Raw genomic sequence first — 16,412 nt, 5'->3', positions numbered from 1 at the left:
GGCGAACAAGCCCTGTTACTTGTCGAACGGCGAGGGTGAAAACACGGCCGTCAGAGGGTGAGATAGGCCGTCGTGTCAATGCGCGAGCCTCTCCCAAGGTGTTCACAGAAAAGTAGACAACGATGGAAACTAGAGCCTTGGAAAGGACGACAAGGCAACGGAGGAATCCTTTCTCACCTGGTGATACAGGCGATCAAGGGTGATGCTCCGGGGTTCCGTGAATGGCCAGGGCCGATCGGGAACCCCGGACTCCTGAGGTCACGCCCCAAGGGTCGAATGCCCACCGCCAGAATCCATCCGCACAGATCCTCGCGGGCTCGCCGGAACGTTCTACCCGTCCGTTTCCTCCGCGCTCAGCCGTACGGCCTGCTCCTGGCCGACCTGGGCGCTGCGGCGTAGGTAGCTGCCGATGACGGCGAGTTCGTCGTCGGTGAAGTCGTCGAGGACCTCGGTGAGCGCCCGGCCCGAGGTCTCCCAGGCCCGCGTGACCCTGTCCAGGGACTCGGGGTTCGGGACGACCATGGTCCGTCTGCGGTCGCCGGGGTCGGCACACCGTACGACCAGACCGGCCCGCTCAAGGCGATCGACCAGCCGGGTGGCCGAGCCGGGGGTGAGCCCGGTCATCCTGGCGATCTCGCCCGTGCTCAGCGGCTCGCCCTCCCCCAGGTCGAGCAGGCTCAGGCACTGCAGGTCGGTGGAGTGCAGGCCCAGCCGGTCGGCCAGCGCCTGGTTGAGCAGCGTGCAGGCCGCGTAGTTCCGTCTGCCCTCGGCGATGATCCGCCTGAGCAGCTCCGCCCGGTTTGACACCGAGCCTCCTTGCCTCAGATTATGTGCATGGCGCAAAATTTGCGTGACGCAACATATGCGTCACGCTGACGTCGTAATGACATCATCACACCCCTTTCCCCGCCCACCGCGGCGCTCGTGCGGTGCACCGGGAACCCGCAGAAGGGAAACCAGACATGACCATCCTCGTCACCGGGGGCGGCGGACTCGTCGGCGGCACACTCCTGAACCTCCTGCACGCCGCGGGCCACGACGTGCGCGTCGCCTCGCGGAACCCGGACAAACTCCACCCACCGGAGGGGGTGCCCGCCGTACGGTGTGACCTGTCCGATCCGGACACCTTCCCCGTCGCCCTGGAGGGGATCACCTCGGTCTTCCTCTACGCCGACCCCTCGCACGCCACCGCGTTCGCCGACGCGGCCGAGAAGGCGGGGGTCGAGCACATCGTGCTGCTGTCGTCGAGCGCGGTGCTGTTCCCCGACCCGGACCCCGACCACCCCAGCCCCATCTCCGACATGCATCTGAGGACCGAGCGCGCCCTGAAGGCCTCTCCGATCAGATCGACACTGCTACGGCCGGACGCCTTCGCGAGCAACGCGCTGCTGTGGTCCCCGGCCGTCAGGACGACCGGCACCGTACGGTTGCCCTATCCCGACGTCCAGGCCGCCCCGGTGCACGAGGCCGACATCGCCGACATCGCACTGGCCGCGCTCACCGGCTCGCTGCCCACCGGCTCCCCCGACGCCGACAACCACCTGACCGGTCCCGAGTCCCTCACCTTCGCCGAGCAGGTCGGCCACATCTCCCGGGCCGTCGGCAGGCCCATCGCGCTCGACGTCGTGAGCGAGGAGACCTGGAGGGAGGAGACCGCCGCGCACATCCCCACCCCGGTCGCCGACGCCCTCCTCACCTGGTGGCGTGAGTACGACGGCACGCCCGCCGAGACCACCCGGACCGTCGAACGGCTGACCGGCCGTCCGGCACGTTCCTTCGCCACCTGGGCCGAGGACCACGCCGACGCCTTCGGCTCCTGACGCCCGAAAGGGTCCGGGGGCATCATCGGGCGGTTATGGCCGCCACTCCGCCGTCCGCGCACGGATCGGGCGCAGCGCGCCAAGCCGGAGGGGCCGCGAAGACCCCCGTTCCCCGCCCATTCACGGAACACGCGCAGCGTGGGCGGGGGACAACGGAGGGTTCTAAGCGTGGTTACTCCGCGTTTACCTTGACATACGAAAATGCTATGCCTTTACGAGGCTTGTCAATCTTTCTGTTGCATGTCACCTTTAGTGCAGCCCTGGCCGGCCACGGGCTCCTGCTAGTCCCTTCCCCCCTTTGTGGGACTTGTGAGAGGAGTCATCCGTAGTGAGGTCCAAGACAAGGCTGGGGGGCGTCGCCGTACTGGCGGCAGCCGCCCTGGCCACATCCGCGCTCACGAGCGCGACCGGCGCGTACGCCCAGCCGAACGGCGCCCTGACCGATCCTTCGGCCACCGCGAGTTCCGATGGCGCCTACGCTCCGCCGGACGCCCAGAGCCGTGAGCGTGCGATCGCCACCGCGGAAAAGGCGCTGGTGGCGCAGTCCCAGGCACTGCACAAGGCTCCGCAGGACAGCTTCACCCACGACAGGACCGTCGTGGGCACCTTCGGTCTCCAGTACGTGCACTACAAGCGCACCTATCGGGGTCTTCCCGTCTACGGCGGTGACGTGATCGTCGCCACCGACCGGACGGGCGAGCAGGCGCGGGACGTCGTCTCCGGCCAGCAGGCCACGCTCAACCTCGACACCGCCCCCGTCGTCAGCGCGGAGGCCGCCTCGGCCACCGCCCGAGGCCAGCTCACCACCGTCGCGACCGCCTCCGCGCCGGTGCTCGTCGTCCACGCGGCGACCGAGACCCCGGCGCTGGCCTGGGAGGTCGGGCTCACCGGACGCTCGGACAAGTCCGAGAGCGTCCTGCACGTGTACGTCGACGCGCGCACCGGCGCCGTCATCGACAAGGTGGACGAGGTCAAGGAGGGAACCGGCAACAGCTACTACAACGGCAACCCGGTCACCATCCAGACCTCGGGTTCCGGCAGTTCCTACTCCCTGACCGACACCACCAGGCCCGGCCTGAGGTGTGGCGGCCAGAACGGCGCCGCCTACACCAAGAGCACCGACTCCTGGGGCAACGGCTCGGGCACCAACCTTGAGACCGCCTGCGTCGACGCCCTCTACGCGGCCCAGAAGGAATGGGACCTGCTGAAGAACTGGCTCGGCCGCAACGGCTTCAACGGCAGCGGCGGCGCCTTCCCGGCGCGGGTCGGCCTGAACCAGGTCAACGCCTTCTGGAACGGCTCCTACACCAACTTCGGCCACAACCAGTCGAACAGCCGACAGGCCACCCCGATCGACGTGGTCGCCCACGAGTACGGCCACGCCATCTTCCAGTTCTCCGGCTCCGGCGGCTCCGGCAGCGGCAACGAGGCCGGCGGTCTGAACGAGTCCACCGGCGACATCTTCGGAGCCCTCACCGAGGCCTACGCCAACAACGCCTACGACCCGCCGGACTACACCGTCGGCGAGGAGGTCGACCTGGTCGGCAGCGGCCCCATCCGCTACATGTACAAGCCGAGCACCAACGGTGACCCGAACTGCTACAGCTCCTCCATCCCCAGCACCGAGGTGCACAAGGCCGCAGGCCCGCAGAACCACTGGTTCTACCTGCTCGCCGAGGGCACCAACCCCGGCGGCGGCAAGCCTGCCAGCCCCGTCTGCTCCGGCCCGTCCAGCCTGACCGGCATCGGCATCCAGAAGGCCGGGCGGATCTTCCAGGGCGGCCTCAACCTCAAGACCATCCCCTGGACGCACGGCAAGGCACGGGTGGCGACCCTGAAGGCCGCCAAGTCCCTGTACTCGGGCTGTGTCGAGTTCAACGCGGTCAAGGCCGCCTGGACCGCGATCAGCGTCGGCGCGCAGAGTGGCGAGCCCACCTGCCCGTAAGAGACGCCGGACGTGTGTGACGGCGATCCCGTCCACGCACGCGAGGCCCGTCAAGCCCCGTCACCGGGCAAACCCCCGGCACCCTCACCGGCTCGGTGGCGGTAACTGGACCCCGGCGATTCGACGGCACCATGAGTGACCAACCCGCACCGTCACTCACGGGACGTCCCGGGGGCCGCGTTCTCCCCTGAGAACGCCGGATGGCCCGGACCACACCAGGTCCGGGCCATTCTCCATGTCCTCGACATGTCCTCCGACATGTCGGGGACATATCCTGACATGTCCCCGACACCGCGGGGCAGGGCCGTACTCGATCCGAGGATCAGGCCACGTCGAGGTGGGCGCTGGGCGGGGCGGACTCCAGCCAGGCGACGAAGCCGGTCAGCGCCCGGTATCCCATCGCCAGCTCGAACGCCTCACGCTCGTTGCGGCACTCCAGCGCCGTCACGCCCTCGATGAAGCCGTAGAACTCGTCCGGCCCGATCCTGCGGCGCCCGGAAACGACAAGGCCGCGCCTCACGATCACGTGGCGCGGCCTTGGAAGCAGACCTATGAGCGGAATCCAGTTGAGCTGACCGACGGCATAGCGGGCCACACCGACCCGCCAGCCTCGCTCCCCCGACATCGGGCGCAGGCAACACAGCACCGAGCCCCGAGATCGGGTCAGGATCAACACGCGGGAGGCGAGGAGGGCGGCCAGCAGCGCCACGACGATGAGTACGTCCAGCACCACCATGTATCCGCCCCCAACAACCGGTACCGCGCTCAGAAGCAGAATTTATCCGACTTCTTCGCCAGCCGCGCGCAGCCTTGCCCTGGCGCGCTTGGCTTCGATCGCGGCGTCGGCGTCCTCCTGGTTGGCCTCGACGGAGGCCTGAGCCCGCTGGAGGGCGTCCTTGGCGGCGGCGACATCCACCTCGGAGCCGAGTTCGGCCAGCTCGGCCAGGATCGACACCTCGTTGTCCGCCACCGAGAGGAAGCCTCCGTGGACCGCGGCGACGAGGTCAGGCTCGCCACCGCCGCGCTTGACCGTCAGCACGCCGCCCTCAACGAGGACGCCGAGCACGGGCGCGTGCTTAGGCATGATACCGATCTCGCCGTCGATGGTCTTGGCAATCACCATGTCGGCTTCGCCGGACCAGATCTCACGCTCCGGCGAGACGACGCCTACTCGCAGCTTCGCCACTTTCCTGAGTTCCTTTCGAACCAGGCACCGGTACGGCCAAGCCGTACCGGTGCCGATGGCGACTAGCGGGCGAGTTCCTTGGCCTTGGCGATGGCCTGCTCGATGCCACCGACCATGAAGAACGCCTGCTCGGGCAGGTGGTCGTACTCACCGGCGCACAGACCCTTGAACGAGGCGATCGTCTCGTCCAGCGGCACGAACTCACCCGGCTGACCGGTGAACGCCTCGGCGGCGTACATCGGGTGCGACAGGAAGCGCTCGATACGGCGGGCCCGGTTGACGGTGACCTTGTCCTCTTCGGAGAGCTCGTCGATACCCAGGATCGCGATGATGTCCTGCAGTTCCTTGTACTTCTGCAGGATCCGCTTGGTCTCCTGGGCCACGCGGTAGTGCTCCTCGCCGATGATCAGCGGGTCGAGGATCCGCGAGGTGGAGTCGAGCGGGTCCACCGCGGGGTAGATGCCCTTCTCCGAGATCGGCCGGGACAGAACGGTCTGCGCGTCAAGGTGCGCGAACGCGTTGTGCGGGGCCGGGTCGGTGATGTCGTCCGCGGGGACGTAGATCGCCTGCATCGAGGTGATCGAGTGACCACGGGTCGAGGTGATGCGCTCCTGGAGAACACCCATCTCGTCGGCCAGGGTCGGCTGGTAACCCACCGCGGACGGCATACGGCCGAGCAGGGTGGAGACCTCGGAACCGGCCTGGGTGAACCGGAAGATGTTGTCGATGAACAGAAGCACGTCCTGCTTCTGCACGTCACGGAAGTACTCCGCCATGGTCAGGGCGGAGAGCGCGACGCGCAGACGGGTGCCCGGGGGCTCGTCCATCTGACCGAAGACGAGGGCGGTGTCCTTGAGGACGTTCGCCTCCTCCATCTCCAGCCAGAGGTCGTTGCCCTCACGGGTGCGCTCGCCGACGCCCGCGAACACCGAGGTGCCCGAGAACTTCAGCGCGACACGGCGGATCATCTCCTGGATCAGAACGGTCTTGCCGACACCGGCGCCACCGAACAGACCGATCTTTCCACCCTTGACGTACGGGGTGAGCAGGTCGATGACCTTGATGCCGGTGGGCAGCATCTCGGTGCGCGACTCAAGGGAGTCGAAGGAGGGCGAGGGACGGTGGATGCCCCAGCGCTCCTCGATCTTCAGCGACGCGGTCGGCACGTCCAGGGACTCGCCCAGGGTGCTCCACACGTGGCCCTTGACGACGTCGCCGACCGGCACGGAGATGGCGGCGCCGGTGTCGGTCACCGGCGCGCCACGGGTCACGCCGTCGGTGGGCTGCATGGAGATGGCGCGGACCAGGTTGTCACCCAGGTGCTGGGCGACCTCCAGGGTCAGGGTCTTGGTCTCACCCGCGAGGGTGACGTCGACCTTCAGCGCGTTGTAGATCTCGGGCATCGCCTCGACGGGGAACTCCACGTCGACGACGGGACCGGTGACCCGCGCGACGCGGCCCACGCCGGTCTCAACAGTCTGTGCAGTCATTTCACTCTTTCCCCGCTGCGGCGTCAGCCAGCGCGTTGGCGCCACCGACGATCTCGCTGATTTCCTGGGTGATCTCGGCCTGGCGAGCCTGGTTCATCTGCATGGTGAACACGCGGATCAGCTCGTTGGCGTTGTCGGTCGCCGACTTCATGGCCCGGCGACGCGAGGCGTGCTCGGAGGCGGCCGACTGGAGCAGCGCGCTGAAGATGCGCGACTCCACGTAGCGCGGCAGCAGCGTGTCGAGCACGGCGCCCGCGGTGGGCTCGAACTCGAAGTACGGCAGCGGCGTCTCCGGCTTCGCGGTGGTCTCCTCGATCTCAAGCGGGAGGATGCGCTTGACCGCGACCTCCTGCGTGAGCATCGAGACGAACCCGGTAGAGACGATGTGGATCTCGTCCACCCCGTCCTGCGCCGAGAACGCCTCGATCAGCGTGTCCGCGATCTGCTTGGCGTGGACGTAGGACGGACTGTCGGAGAAGCCGTCCCACTGTCCGCCCATCTCGCGGCCGCGGAAGGTGTGCCAGGCGATGCCCTTACGGCCGACCACGAAGGGAACCGGCGTGATGCCCTTGCCCTTCAGCAGCGTGCCGAGGGCCTCGGCCTCACGCAGGATGTTGGCGTTGAAGCCGCCACAGAACCCGCGGTCGCTGGTGACGACGAGCACGGCCGCCCTGGTGGGCTGCTCCTTCGAAACCGTCAGCGGGTGGTCGACGCTGCTGGTGTTGCTGACGACCCCCGTGACGGCGCGGGTGATCTCGCGCTCGTACGGCACGGCCGCCTGCATCCGCTGCTGCGCCTTGACGATGCGCGACGAGGCGATGAGCTCCTGGGCGCGCGTGATCTTCGCCGTGGACCTGACCGACTTGATCCGCCGCCGCAGCAGTCTTAGCTGGGCACCCATCGGCTACTTCTTCTCGGCCGAGCGGACGTGCTTGGTGATCTTCTCCTGGCCGACCTCGTCCGCCGACAGCGCGGCGACCGGCTCCTCGTTGACCAGCAGCTCACCCGACGAGGTCTCGAAGGACTTCTTGAACTCGGTGATGCCGTCCTTGAGGGCCGTCACCGTGTCGTCGGACAGGTCCTTCGTCTCGCGGATGCTGTCGAAGACACCCTTCTTCTCCCTGGAGACGTAGTCGAGGAACTCCGTCTCGAAGCGGCGGATGTCCTCGACCGGGACGTCGTCCAGCTCGCCCGTGGTGCCCGCCCAGACCGAGACGACCTGCTTCTCGATGGGGAAGGGGGCGTACTGCGGCTGCTTGAGCAGCTCGACCAGGCGCTGACCGCGCTCCAGCTGGGCGCGGGAGGCCGCGTCCAGGTCGGAGGCGAAGGAGGCGAAGGCCTCCAGGTCACGGAACTGCGACAGCGACAGACGCAGCGTGCCCGCGACCTTGCGCATCGCCTTGATCTGCGCGGAGCCACCGACTCGGGAGACGGAGACACCGACGTTGATGGCCGGACGCACACCCGAGTTGAACAGGTCGGTCTCAAGGAAGCACTGACCGTCGGTGATGGAGATGACGTTGGTCGGGATGAACGCCGAGACGTCGTTGCCCTTGGTCTCGATGATCGGCAGACCGGTCATCGAGCCCGAGCCCATCTCCTTCGACAGCTTCGCGCAGCGCTCCAGCAGACGGGAGTGCAAGTAGAAGACGTCGCCGGGGAAGGCCTCACGGCCCGGCGGGCGGCGCAGCAGCAGGGAGACGGCGCGGTAGGCGTCGGCCTGCTTGGTCAGGTCGTCGAAGACGATGAGGACGTGCTTGCCCTGGTACATCCAGTGCTGGCCGATGGCCGAACCGGTGTAGGGGGCGAGGTACTTGTAACCGGCGGGGTCGGAGGCCGGGGCGGCGACGATGGTGGTGTACTCCATCGCGCCCGCCTCCTCAAGGCGGCCCTTGACCTGCGCGATCGTGGAGCCCTTCTGGCCGACGGCGACGTAGACGCAGCGAACCTGCTTCTCGGGGTCGCCGGAGAGCCAGTTCTCCCGCTGGTTGAGGATGGTGTCCACGGCGATGGCGGTCTTGCCGGTGCCACGGTCACCGATGATCAGCTGGCGCTGACCGCGGCCGATCGGCGTCATGGCGTCAACCGCCTTGAGGCCGGTCTGCAGCGGCTCCTTGACCGGCTGGCGCTGAACGACGGACGGGGCCTGGAGTTCGAGGGCGCGCAGGCCCTCGGACTCGATGGCGCCCTTGCCGTCCAGCGGAACACCCAGCGGGTCGACCACTCGGCCGAGGAAGGCGTCGCCGACCGGCACGGACAGGACCTCGCCCGTCCTGCGGACCGACTGGCCCTCCTCGATCTTGCTGAAGTCGCCCAGGACAACGACACCGATCTCCCGGACGTCCAGGTTCAGTGCCAGGCCACGCGTACCGTCCTCGAACTCAAGCAGCTCGTTCGCCATCGCCGAGGGAAGGCCGGAGACATGGGCGATACCGTCGCCGCAGTCGACGACGGTCCCGATCTCCTCGCGCGCGGCGCCTTCCGGCTCGTACGCCTGGACGAAGCGCTCAAGCGCGTCCCGGATCTCGTCCGGCCGGATCGTAAGCTCCGCCATCTCTCTTCAGTCTCCCTATTCGCCTAGCCGGCCAACCGGCGGCGGACTTCTTCGATTCGTCCCGCGATCGTGGTGTCGATGAGGTCGTCCCCGATCCGCACCGAGAACCCTCCGAGCACTCGCGGGTCCACCTCGACGTTCAGGTGAACGTCGCGGCCGTACGAGGTGCGCAGCCACGTGGCGAGACGCCGCCTCTGCTCCTCGGAAAGATCGACCGCGCTGCGCACCACCGCGACGAGGCGCTGCCTCTGGGCGGCGACCAGGCTGCCGAACTCGTCCAGCCCTCTGTCCAGGCTACGTCCTCGCGGATGCAGCACAAGCTGCGTGACCAGACGGAGGGTGGTGGGGGCGACCTTGCCGTCGAGCAGGGAGCCGAGCAGCTCCTGCTTGGCCTGCCCGGCGACGGCGGGGTCGGTCAGGACGCGCTGCAGGTCCAGGTTTGAGGCGACGATGCGCCCGAACCTGAACAGCTCGTCCTCGACGTCGTCGAGCTTGCTCTGCGCCTCGGCCTCGGCCGAGGCGGCGACGACGCCGAGCCGCTCAAGGGCGTCCGCCAAGTCTCCCGAGCCGGACCACCTGACGGAGACGGCCTGGACGACCGTCTCCAGTGCGGCACCGCTGACCTTGCCCTCCAGCAGCACCCGTACGGCCTGGGCCTTCTGGGACGCCGGACGGGCCGGGTCGGACAGGTAACGGCGGAGCCCGTGCTCACGGTCGAACAGGTCGGCGACCGCGAAAAGCTCGTCGGCCAGCGAGCCGAGGTCGGCGCTTCCCGCGACGGCGTTGAAGCGCTCTTCGACCTCGGCCAGCGAAGCCCTGCTCAGACCTCGCATCAGCGAACCGCCGCGCTGTTGCCGGCCTCAAGCTCCTCAAGGAACCGGTCGACGGTGCGACGCTGACGCGCCTCGTCCTCAAGGGACTCACCGACGATGCGACCGGCGAGGTCGACCGACAGGCGGCCGATCTCCGTGCGGAGCTGGGCGAACGCCTGCTGGCGGTCGGCCTCGATCTGGGCGTGCGCGGCCTCGATGAGACGACGGGCCTCGGCCTGCGCCTCCTCGCGGAGCTCCGCCTTGATCTGCGCGCCCTGCTCCCGGGCCTCCTCACGCAGGCGCGACGCCTCGTGACGAGCCTCGGCGAGCTGGTCGCGGTACTGCTTGAGGGCCCGCTGCGCCTCTTCCTGCGCGTCAGCGGCTCGCTTCAGGCCACCCTCGATCGCGTCGACACGCTCGGCCAGGGTCTTCTGGATACGGGGAACCAGGAGACGCCCGACGATGAAGAGGACAACCAGGAATGCGAACCCGCCGACGACCATCTCGGCCACGTTGGGCACAAGCGGATTGCTTGCTTCCTCTGCCGCTAGGACATACATGGGTGCTGCCTTCCGTCAGAGCGGGGTGATATGTCAGGCCCGGAAGACGAACGCGAGCGCGATACCGATCAGCGCGAGCGCCTCGGCGAACACGAAGCCCAGGATCATGTTCTGGCGGATCAGGCCGTAGGCCTCGGGCTGGCGGGCGATGGCCTGCACGCCCTGACCGAAGATGATGCCGATGCCGACGCCAGGGCCGATCGCTGCGAGGCCGTAGCCGATGGAACCGAGGTTGCCGGTCACGTCGGCGAGCAGACCACTCATGGGTTGGTTTCCTTTTCTATCGACCAGTGGAGGGTCCACTGGGTTCTCTGGCGGTGAGAGGGAAGTCTTAGTGCGCGGCGTGCAGGGCGTCGTTGATGAACATGGCGGTCAGCAACGCGAACACGTAGGCCTGCAGCGCCTGGATGAACAGCTCGAAGGCCGTCAGCAGGATCGTCATGACGACCCCCAACACGCCGACCGGAGCGCCGAGCGGGGTCAGCTGGACGAACAGGAAGTGCCAGCCGACCTCGGAGAACAGGGCGATGATCAGGTGACCGGCCATCATGGTGGCGAACAACCGGATCGCGTGCGTGATGTGGCGCAGGAAGAACGTGGAGATGAGCTCGATCGGCGCGACCAGGAAGTAGATCCAGGTCGGCAGGCCGGGCGGGAACATCACGTTCGTGAAGAACTTGATGGGGCCCTGGTTCTTGATGCCCAGGTACATCACCAGCACCCACACCCCGATCGCGAGGACCGCGGGGTAGCCGATGCGCGACATCACCGGGAACTGGATGAAGATGATGGAGCCGAACAGGTTCATGATCCACACGAAGAGGAACATGGTGAACAGCAACGGCATCCACCGGTCGCTGTCCTTGCCGAGGTTCGGCCTGGCGATCTGCTCGCGAACGAACTCGTAGGCGAGCTCACCGACGTTCTGCACGCCCCTGGGCACCAGCTTGGGCCGGGAGAAGGCGGCGAAGGCGAAGGCGATGACCAGCAACCCGCCGGTGAAGGCGAGGAGAGCCGGCTTGTTGAACCAGGCCTGACCTTCGACGAGCGGCGGCCAGTCGAATATGCCGAGCCCCGGAGCATGGAACTCCTCGGAGGCGAGAGGCGTCAGCGCGGCGCTCACTCGGCGTTCCCTTCGTCGTGATGATTGGTCAAGAGGGTGTCATCCAGCTACCGCGCCGTGTGCAGGCCGGCCGGACGAGGAGGGTGAAGATGGCGAGGCGACCAGGGCTCGATGGCTCCGAAGGACGATCCTCTACCTTCGTCTATCGCGACGTTTATCGCGCACGCGACAATAGCAGGCGCGGCTCTGACTAGTCATATCAGGCCAGCCTCCAGGGTTCTCTCTCCCGGGAGGGCCGACCGTGACCGGTCCTGCCTCGTCTGCCATGACGAGCTTAGGGGACGGCCCGTGAGGATCGCGACCTGTCATCGCTTGCTCCCGAACTGGCCGGGCACCGTGGCGTCGGGGTCGACGTAGAGCATCCGGAGCTTCAGGAAGCCGCGCGCCTCGCCGGCCGTCCAGCAGATCGTGCACGCGATGACCGTCAGGGCGAAGGCCATGGGGCTCCACACGGTGGTGTCCTCGAAGACGGTCAGCAGCACCACCAGCGCGAGAATCTTGGTGAAGAAGATGCCCATCGCCGCGGCCATCATCATGGTGGGCGAGATCCGGGCCGCGTAGGCGACGGCCAGCAGGCCGATCGTGAAGAAGGCGCCGACCACCAGGACGCCGATGCCCGCTCCCAGCGCCCCCTTGCCGCCCGAGAGGACCGCGGAGACGACAACGGCGACCAGCCCCAGTAGCGCCGTGGGGATCGCGGCGGCTTTGAGGACTTGGAGATCGTTGGCCTGCATCGGTGCTCCAGGTACGGTTATCAAGCGAGCAATTGCTACGGCGCAGGATGCGTTCATGACGCCTTCCCGCTAGTGAAAGCTATCACAAGCTCTCGAAGGCCGCCTTTACCTGCCGTTTCAAGTAAACGATCAAGAAGTGACCGGCAGCCGAACGCGGTGTGGCCCGCCACCCTCGGGAACACCTCGGCGCGCCTCCCATCAGGAAAGCCACATTCGGTCGCGCCGTGACGTCGATGCCCCCGACGGTTCACCCGACCCCGCGGACCGGTGGATACGGGCCGCCGATCCCGGTGAACGAGCATACACTTTTCCACTCCCAAAAGTTCGCGATCAATTTCTCCGCGCCATTGGCTGGGGAAAAAGAACCGTTTTCCTTTAACGCCTCTCATGCACCACATCACACGAATACGAACTCTGTCTGACCGGGATCGAACACGGTCTCCCAGCGCCGGAGTAAAGGACCGGGGGTTCATTATGCGGAGTCATGACCTTACCCCGGATTTCCCCGTGTCGTACGGCGCCGCCCGCCTCTGATCAGCGGCTTCGCCGTACCCGCCCCCCGCCCACATTCCGCCCCTCCTCCGGCACCGGGCGTCACCCGCCGCGGGGGGCGTCCCGCGCCCCCGGAGAGAAGACCACTCCCGGGCCGTACGGCACCGCCGAAGAACGCATCCGAATTGCGGCTTTCATACCCTCCAGCAGCTATGCGCGGAGATCACTCCAGTAACAATTCAGACTTTGCATGGCATAGGACGACAATCCCATGTTCCTTCTCAGGGAAGGGACGGTCAGATCACGGCGTCGAAAGACGGGCGGCGACCCGGCATTCACCGGGAAAGCGGCCGGATCCCGAGGCCCACTCCGTTTTGCCCCACCGGGAATCCCTGTCCGATATACCGCCGCCCCACCTGCGCGACGGCCCTCGCCGCCTCCACCCGCGACGGGCCCGCGACGGCCCCCCAGCGCCCGGGAAGGGACACGGGGAGGCACCGGCGCCCGCCGTACAGTGACCGATCACACACGGCGGGAGGCCGACAGCGGCCTCAGGGGAGCATCTCGGGGTTGGAGAAACCGGGGCCGGGGATCGCCGACAGCACGGCCGTGTCGTCGCCCGCACCGGCCGCCTGGGCCGGAGGATAGGCCACCGGGGCGCCCAGGGCCGTCATGGGGGCGCCAGGGGTGCCTGGATACTGCGGGGGCTGGCCGTACGGCTGTGGCGGGGGAGGCGGCTGTGCCTCCGCACGCACGTGACGACCGCCCCCCGCCTTCCTGCGCGCGCGCCAGCGCGGCAACGCCATCACCACGAGCACCACGACCGCCAGCAGGAAGGTCAGCAGGAACAGCACCAGCGGGAGGCCCTCGACGGCCATCGCCACGACGGTGAAGGCGAACAGGAACGTCCAGGCGTACATGATCAGCACCGTGCGCCGGTGCGAGTGGCCGATGTCCAGCAGCCGGTGGTGCAGGTGGCCACGGTCGGGCGCGAAGGGCGAAAGGCCGTTCGAGGTGCGCCGGATCACCGCCATGATCAGGTCCAGCAGCGGCAGCACCAGGATGGCGACGGGCACCAGCAGCGGCAGGACGACCGGGAAGCGGTTGATGGTTGTCGAGTCGAGCTGCGTGATGGTGATCATCGTGGAGGACAGGACCAGCCCGATCAGCATCGCCCCGGTGTCGCCCATGAAGATCTTCGCCGGGTGGAAGTTGTGCGGCAGGAAACCCAGGCAGACCCCGATCAGCACCGAGGTGATGACCGCCGTGACGTTGATGCTGGTGTTACCGAAATAGCTGGACAGGACGACGGAGTAGACCCAGGTGGCCATCGCGGCGATGCCGACGATCCCGGCGGCGAGTCCGTCGAGCCCGTCGACGAAGTTCACCGCGTTGATCGTGACGACCACGACCAGGATGGTGATCAACGGGCCGATGGTCGTCGGATCGAGGATGATCTGCCCGCCCAGGGCGTTGGGCAGCGGGAGCCACGGCAGGGTGACGCCGAAGGACACCAGGATGCCCGCGGCGCCGATCTGCCCGGCCAGCTTGACCAGCGCGCTCATCCCCCACCAGTCGTCGAGGAAGCCGGTGAGCGTGATCAGGCCGCCCGCCGCGATCAGCGCGATCGCGGTGTTGCCGTCCGCGAAACCGTCCTCCCCCAGCTTGCCCCCCGCGTACGGCAGGCTGCTCGCGATCAGGAGGCCGGCGACGAGCCCGCCGTACATGGCCAGGCCGCCGAGTCTGGGGGTGGGGATGGTGTGCACGTCACGATCACGGACCTCCGGCATCGCGCCGATGCGGATGGCGAACACGCGGACCAGCGGGACCAGCAGGTACGTGGCCGCCGCCGCGACCAGTGCCATGAGTAGGTATTCGCGCACGGACCTAGTTTCTCTGATAGTGGGGCCGTCTGTGACCGAAAACCATGACAGAACACCTCATAGTTCCCTGTCATATATCTGATGGGCGTGCGCCAGCTCCCTCGCCCGCTCCCTGGTCTCCGCCACGGCGGACGGGTCCTTGACGACCCGTGCCACCATCGAGGCGACCTCCTTCATCTCCTCGGTCCCCATGCCCTGGGTGGTGACGCAGGGGGTGCCAACCCGGATCCCCGAGGTGACCGTGGGGGGCTCGGGGTCGTAGGGGATCGCGTTGCGGTTGAGCGTGATGCCCGCCGCGGCGCACCGCTGCTCGGCGAGGGCGCCGGTGACCCCCGCGTCCCGCAGGTCGACCAGGGCCAGATGGCTGTCGGTGCCCCCGGACACCGGCCGCATGCCCTCGGCGGACAGCCCGTCGGCCAGCGCCCTGGCGTTGGCGACCACCTGCCGGGTGTACTCGGCGAACTCGGGCCTGAGCGCCTCGCCGAAGGCGACGGCCTTGGCCGCGATCGCGTGCATGAGCGGGCCACCCTGGCTGAACGGGAAGACCGCCCGGTCGATCCTGCCCGCCAGCTCCGCGGTGCACATGATCCCGCCGCCCCTCGGCCCCCGCAGCGCCTTGTGCGTGGTGAAGGTCACCACGTCCGCGTACGGCACGGCGGACGGTGTGGCGCCTCCCGCCATCAGCCCGACGGTGTGCGCGATGTCGGCCAGCAGCCAGGCGCCGACCTCGTCCGCGATCCCCCTGAAGGCCGCGAAGTCGATCTGCCGGGGATAGGCCGTGGCACCGCAGATGATCATCTTGGGCTGGTGGCGCAGCGCCAGCTCCCTGACCTCGTCGTAGTCGATCAGCTCGGTGTCCCTGCGCACGCCGTACGCGACGACGTCGAACCAGCGGCCTGAGAAGTTGACCCTGGAACCGTGGGTGAGGTGCCCGCCGTGGGACAGCTCCATGGCCAGCACCGTGTCACCCGGCTGGAGCAGCGCCGCGTAGGCCGCCAGGTTGGCCGAGGTGCCCGAGTGGGGCTGCACGTTGACGTGGTCCGCGTCGAACAGGCGTCTGGCCCGGTCGATGGCGAGTTGCTCGGCTCGGTCGACGGCCTCGCAGCCCGCGTAGTAACGCCTGCCGGGATATCCCTCGGCGTACTTGTTGGTCAGCGTCGATCCGAGCGCGGCGAGCACGGCGGGTGAGGCGAAGTTCTCGCTGGCGATGAGCTGCACGCCGTCGCGGGCCCGGTCGAGCTCGTCGAGCAGGACCTGCGCTATCTCGGGATCTTGTCTCTGCAGGAGGCCGAAGTCGGGCCCGTAGTAAGGCTCAGCACCCATGGCTCACATCCCGGGGATGACGACTCACCCCACTGTATGCCTGTCCGCCGCCTTCGCCCCACGCCAGGGGAGCGTTTTCCCGAGGGTTCAGGCCCGGGTGCGCCTCAGGAGAAGGCGTGCGGCGCGCCCGCGTTGACGGGTATCCACCTGGGCGTGTCGGCCGCCTGGTCGCTGATGGAGGTCAGGATCGCCTGCCGGTAGAGGCCGAGCCGCGTGCGCCACTCGGCCATCTCCTCCACATACCGCCCGGAGACCGGGGCGTCCCAGACGTCCTTGCTCCTGGCCATCTGGTAGGCCTTCTCCAGGCTCGACGTCAGCGCGTCCAGCTCGGGCAGCACCTGCCGCCACATCATGACCAGCCGCTGGTAGTCGGGGTTGAACTCCCAGGAGACGGCCATGTCGGGCGTGGGCAGGCCCGGACTCCCCGAGACGGGCGGGGTCTCCCCCGGCTGCAACGGCTGCGGGGCGGGCGGGTCCACGAACATCACAG

At 67.9% G+C, this 16,412-nt stretch carries 16 protein-coding genes; 2 read left to right on the top strand and 14 right to left on the bottom strand.

Features of this window, described 5'->3' with window-relative positions:
• Positions 1-330: 330 nt before the first annotated feature.
• Positions 331-807 (bottom strand): MarR family winged helix-turn-helix transcriptional regulator, encoded by a 477-nt coding sequence (locus FHS44_RS07990; protein WP_184713193.1) that lies wholly within the window; start codon positions 805-807, stop codon positions 331-333.
• Positions 808-962: 155 nt separating this feature from the next.
• Between FHS44_RS07990 and FHS44_RS07985 the strand changes: the two genes are divergently transcribed.
• Positions 963-1,820, top strand: a complete 858-nt coding sequence (locus tag FHS44_RS07985) for an NAD(P)H-binding protein (RefSeq protein WP_184713192.1) — start codon at positions 963-965, stop codon at positions 1,818-1,820.
• Positions 1,821-2,148: 328 nt separating this feature from the next.
• Positions 2,149-3,765: a M4 family metallopeptidase gene (locus FHS44_RS07980; RefSeq protein ID WP_184713191.1), complete on the top strand. Its 1,617-nt coding sequence runs from the start codon at positions 2,149-2,151 to the stop codon at positions 3,763-3,765.
• Between the two features lie 322 nt (positions 3,766-4,087).
• On the opposite strand, the gene FHS44_RS07975 is transcribed toward FHS44_RS07980, so the two are convergent.
• The 13 genes from FHS44_RS07975 to FHS44_RS07915 form a co-directional block, all read right to left on the bottom strand.
• Positions 4,088-4,501: a DUF2550 domain-containing protein gene (locus FHS44_RS07975; RefSeq protein WP_221460376.1), complete on the bottom strand. Its 414-nt coding sequence runs from the start codon at positions 4,499-4,501 to the stop codon at positions 4,088-4,090.
• A gap of 42 nt (positions 4,502-4,543) precedes the next feature.
• Complete coding sequence (locus FHS44_RS07970; protein WP_184713190.1) at positions 4,544-4,951, bottom strand: F0F1 ATP synthase subunit epsilon; 408 nt, start codon at positions 4,949-4,951, stop codon at positions 4,544-4,546.
• A 62-nt stretch (positions 4,952-5,013) separates the two neighbouring features.
• A complete protein-coding gene (gene atpD, locus FHS44_RS07965) occupies positions 5,014-6,441 on the bottom strand; it encodes a F0F1 ATP synthase subunit beta (protein ID WP_184713189.1) in 1,428 nt (475 codons plus the stop codon).
• A 1-nt stretch (position 6,442) separates the two neighbouring features.
• Positions 6,443-7,342, bottom strand: coding sequence for a F0F1 ATP synthase subunit gamma (locus tag FHS44_RS07960; RefSeq protein WP_184713188.1), 900 nt, complete (start codon positions 7,340-7,342; stop codon positions 6,443-6,445).
• A 3-nt stretch (positions 7,343-7,345) separates the two neighbouring features.
• Positions 7,346-8,995 (bottom strand): F0F1 ATP synthase subunit alpha, encoded by a 1,650-nt coding sequence (atpA, locus tag FHS44_RS07955; protein WP_184713187.1) that lies wholly within the window; start codon positions 8,993-8,995, stop codon positions 7,346-7,348.
• A 23-nt stretch (positions 8,996-9,018) separates the two neighbouring features.
• Complete coding sequence (locus tag FHS44_RS07950) at positions 9,019-9,828, bottom strand: F0F1 ATP synthase subunit delta (RefSeq protein ID WP_184713186.1); 810 nt, start codon at positions 9,826-9,828, stop codon at positions 9,019-9,021.
• On the bottom strand, positions 9,828-10,367 hold the full coding sequence (locus FHS44_RS07945) for a F0F1 ATP synthase subunit B (protein WP_184713185.1): 540 nt from the start codon (positions 10,365-10,367) through the stop codon (positions 9,828-9,830). Before FHS44_RS07945 ends, FHS44_RS07950 begins: the two co-directional genes overlap by 1 nt.
• A 33-nt stretch (positions 10,368-10,400) precedes the next feature.
• Positions 10,401-10,631, bottom strand: coding sequence for an ATP synthase F0 subunit C (atpE, locus tag FHS44_RS07940; RefSeq protein ID WP_184713184.1), 231 nt, complete (start codon positions 10,629-10,631; stop codon positions 10,401-10,403).
• A 67-nt stretch (positions 10,632-10,698) separates the two neighbouring features.
• The gene (gene atpB, locus FHS44_RS07935; RefSeq protein ID WP_184713183.1) at positions 10,699-11,490 is read right to left on the bottom strand and encodes a F0F1 ATP synthase subunit A; all 792 of its coding nucleotides are present in this window, start codon (positions 11,488-11,490) and stop codon (positions 10,699-10,701) included.
• A 305-nt stretch (positions 11,491-11,795) separates the two neighbouring features.
• Positions 11,796-12,224 carry a Cg1360 family ATP-synthase-associated protein gene (locus tag FHS44_RS07930; RefSeq protein ID WP_184713182.1) on the bottom strand — a complete coding sequence of 143 codons (429 nt, stop codon included), beginning with the start codon at positions 12,222-12,224 and terminating at the stop codon, positions 11,796-11,798.
• Positions 12,225-13,267: 1,043 nt separating this feature from the next.
• The gene (locus tag FHS44_RS07925) at positions 13,268-14,599 is read right to left on the bottom strand and encodes a glycosyltransferase family 4 protein (protein ID WP_184713181.1); all 1,332 of its coding nucleotides are present in this window, start codon (positions 14,597-14,599) and stop codon (positions 13,268-13,270) included.
• Positions 14,600-14,656: 57 nt separating this feature from the next.
• Positions 14,657-15,922, bottom strand: a complete 1,266-nt coding sequence (glyA, locus tag FHS44_RS07920; protein WP_184713180.1) for a serine hydroxymethyltransferase — start codon at positions 15,920-15,922, stop codon at positions 14,657-14,659.
• 104 nt (positions 15,923-16,026) lie between these two features.
• Positions 16,027-16,407, bottom strand: a complete 381-nt coding sequence (locus FHS44_RS07915) for a hypothetical protein (RefSeq protein WP_184713179.1) — start codon at positions 16,405-16,407, stop codon at positions 16,027-16,029.
• Positions 16,408-16,412: the final 5 nt, after the last annotated feature.

The sequence above is a fragment of the Streptosporangium saharense genome, from assembly GCF_014203715.1.
GTDB classification, from domain to species: domain Bacteria; phylum Actinomycetota; class Actinomycetes; order Streptosporangiales; family Streptosporangiaceae; genus Streptosporangium; species Streptosporangium saharense.
The sequence above is the reverse complement of the archived record's forward strand: the minus strand, read 5'-3'. Positions and strand labels throughout refer to the sequence as shown.

Bases quoted from the DNA above. Each gene is read 5' to 3' on its own strand.
- FHS44_RS07985 (WP_184713192.1), top strand. From the start codon at position 963: ATGACCATCCTCGTCACCGGGGGCGGCGGACTCGTCGGCGGCACACTC.
- FHS44_RS07975 (WP_221460376.1), bottom strand. From the start codon at position 4,501: ATGGTGGTGCTGGACGTACTCATCGTCGTGGCGCTGCTGGCCGCCCTC.
- atpD (WP_184713189.1), bottom strand. From the start codon at position 6,441: ATGACTGCACAGACTGTTGAGACCGGCGTGGGCCGCGTCGCGCGGGTC.
- FHS44_RS07960 (WP_184713188.1), bottom strand. From the start codon at position 7,342: ATGGGTGCCCAGCTAAGACTGCTGCGGCGGCGGATCAAGTCGGTCAGG.
- atpA (WP_184713187.1), bottom strand. From the start codon at position 8,995: ATGGCGGAGCTTACGATCCGGCCGGACGAGATCCGGGACGCGCTTGAG.
- FHS44_RS07950 (WP_184713186.1), bottom strand. From the start codon at position 9,828: ATGCGAGGTCTGAGCAGGGCTTCGCTGGCCGAGGTCGAAGAGCGCTTC.
- FHS44_RS07945 (WP_184713185.1), bottom strand. From the start codon at position 10,367: ATGTATGTCCTAGCGGCAGAGGAAGCAAGCAATCCGCTTGTGCCCAAC.
- atpE (WP_184713184.1), bottom strand. From the start codon at position 10,631: ATGAGTGGTCTGCTCGCCGACGTGACCGGCAACCTCGGTTCCATCGGC.
- FHS44_RS07930 (WP_184713182.1), bottom strand. From the start codon at position 12,224: ATGCAGGCCAACGATCTCCAAGTCCTCAAAGCCGCCGCGATCCCCACG.
- glyA (WP_184713180.1), bottom strand. From the start codon at position 15,922: ATGGGTGCTGAGCCTTACTACGGGCCCGACTTCGGCCTCCTGCAGAGA.
- FHS44_RS07915 (WP_184713179.1), bottom strand. From the start codon at position 16,407: ATGTTCGTGGACCCGCCCGCCCCGCAGCCGTTGCAGCCGGGGGAGACC.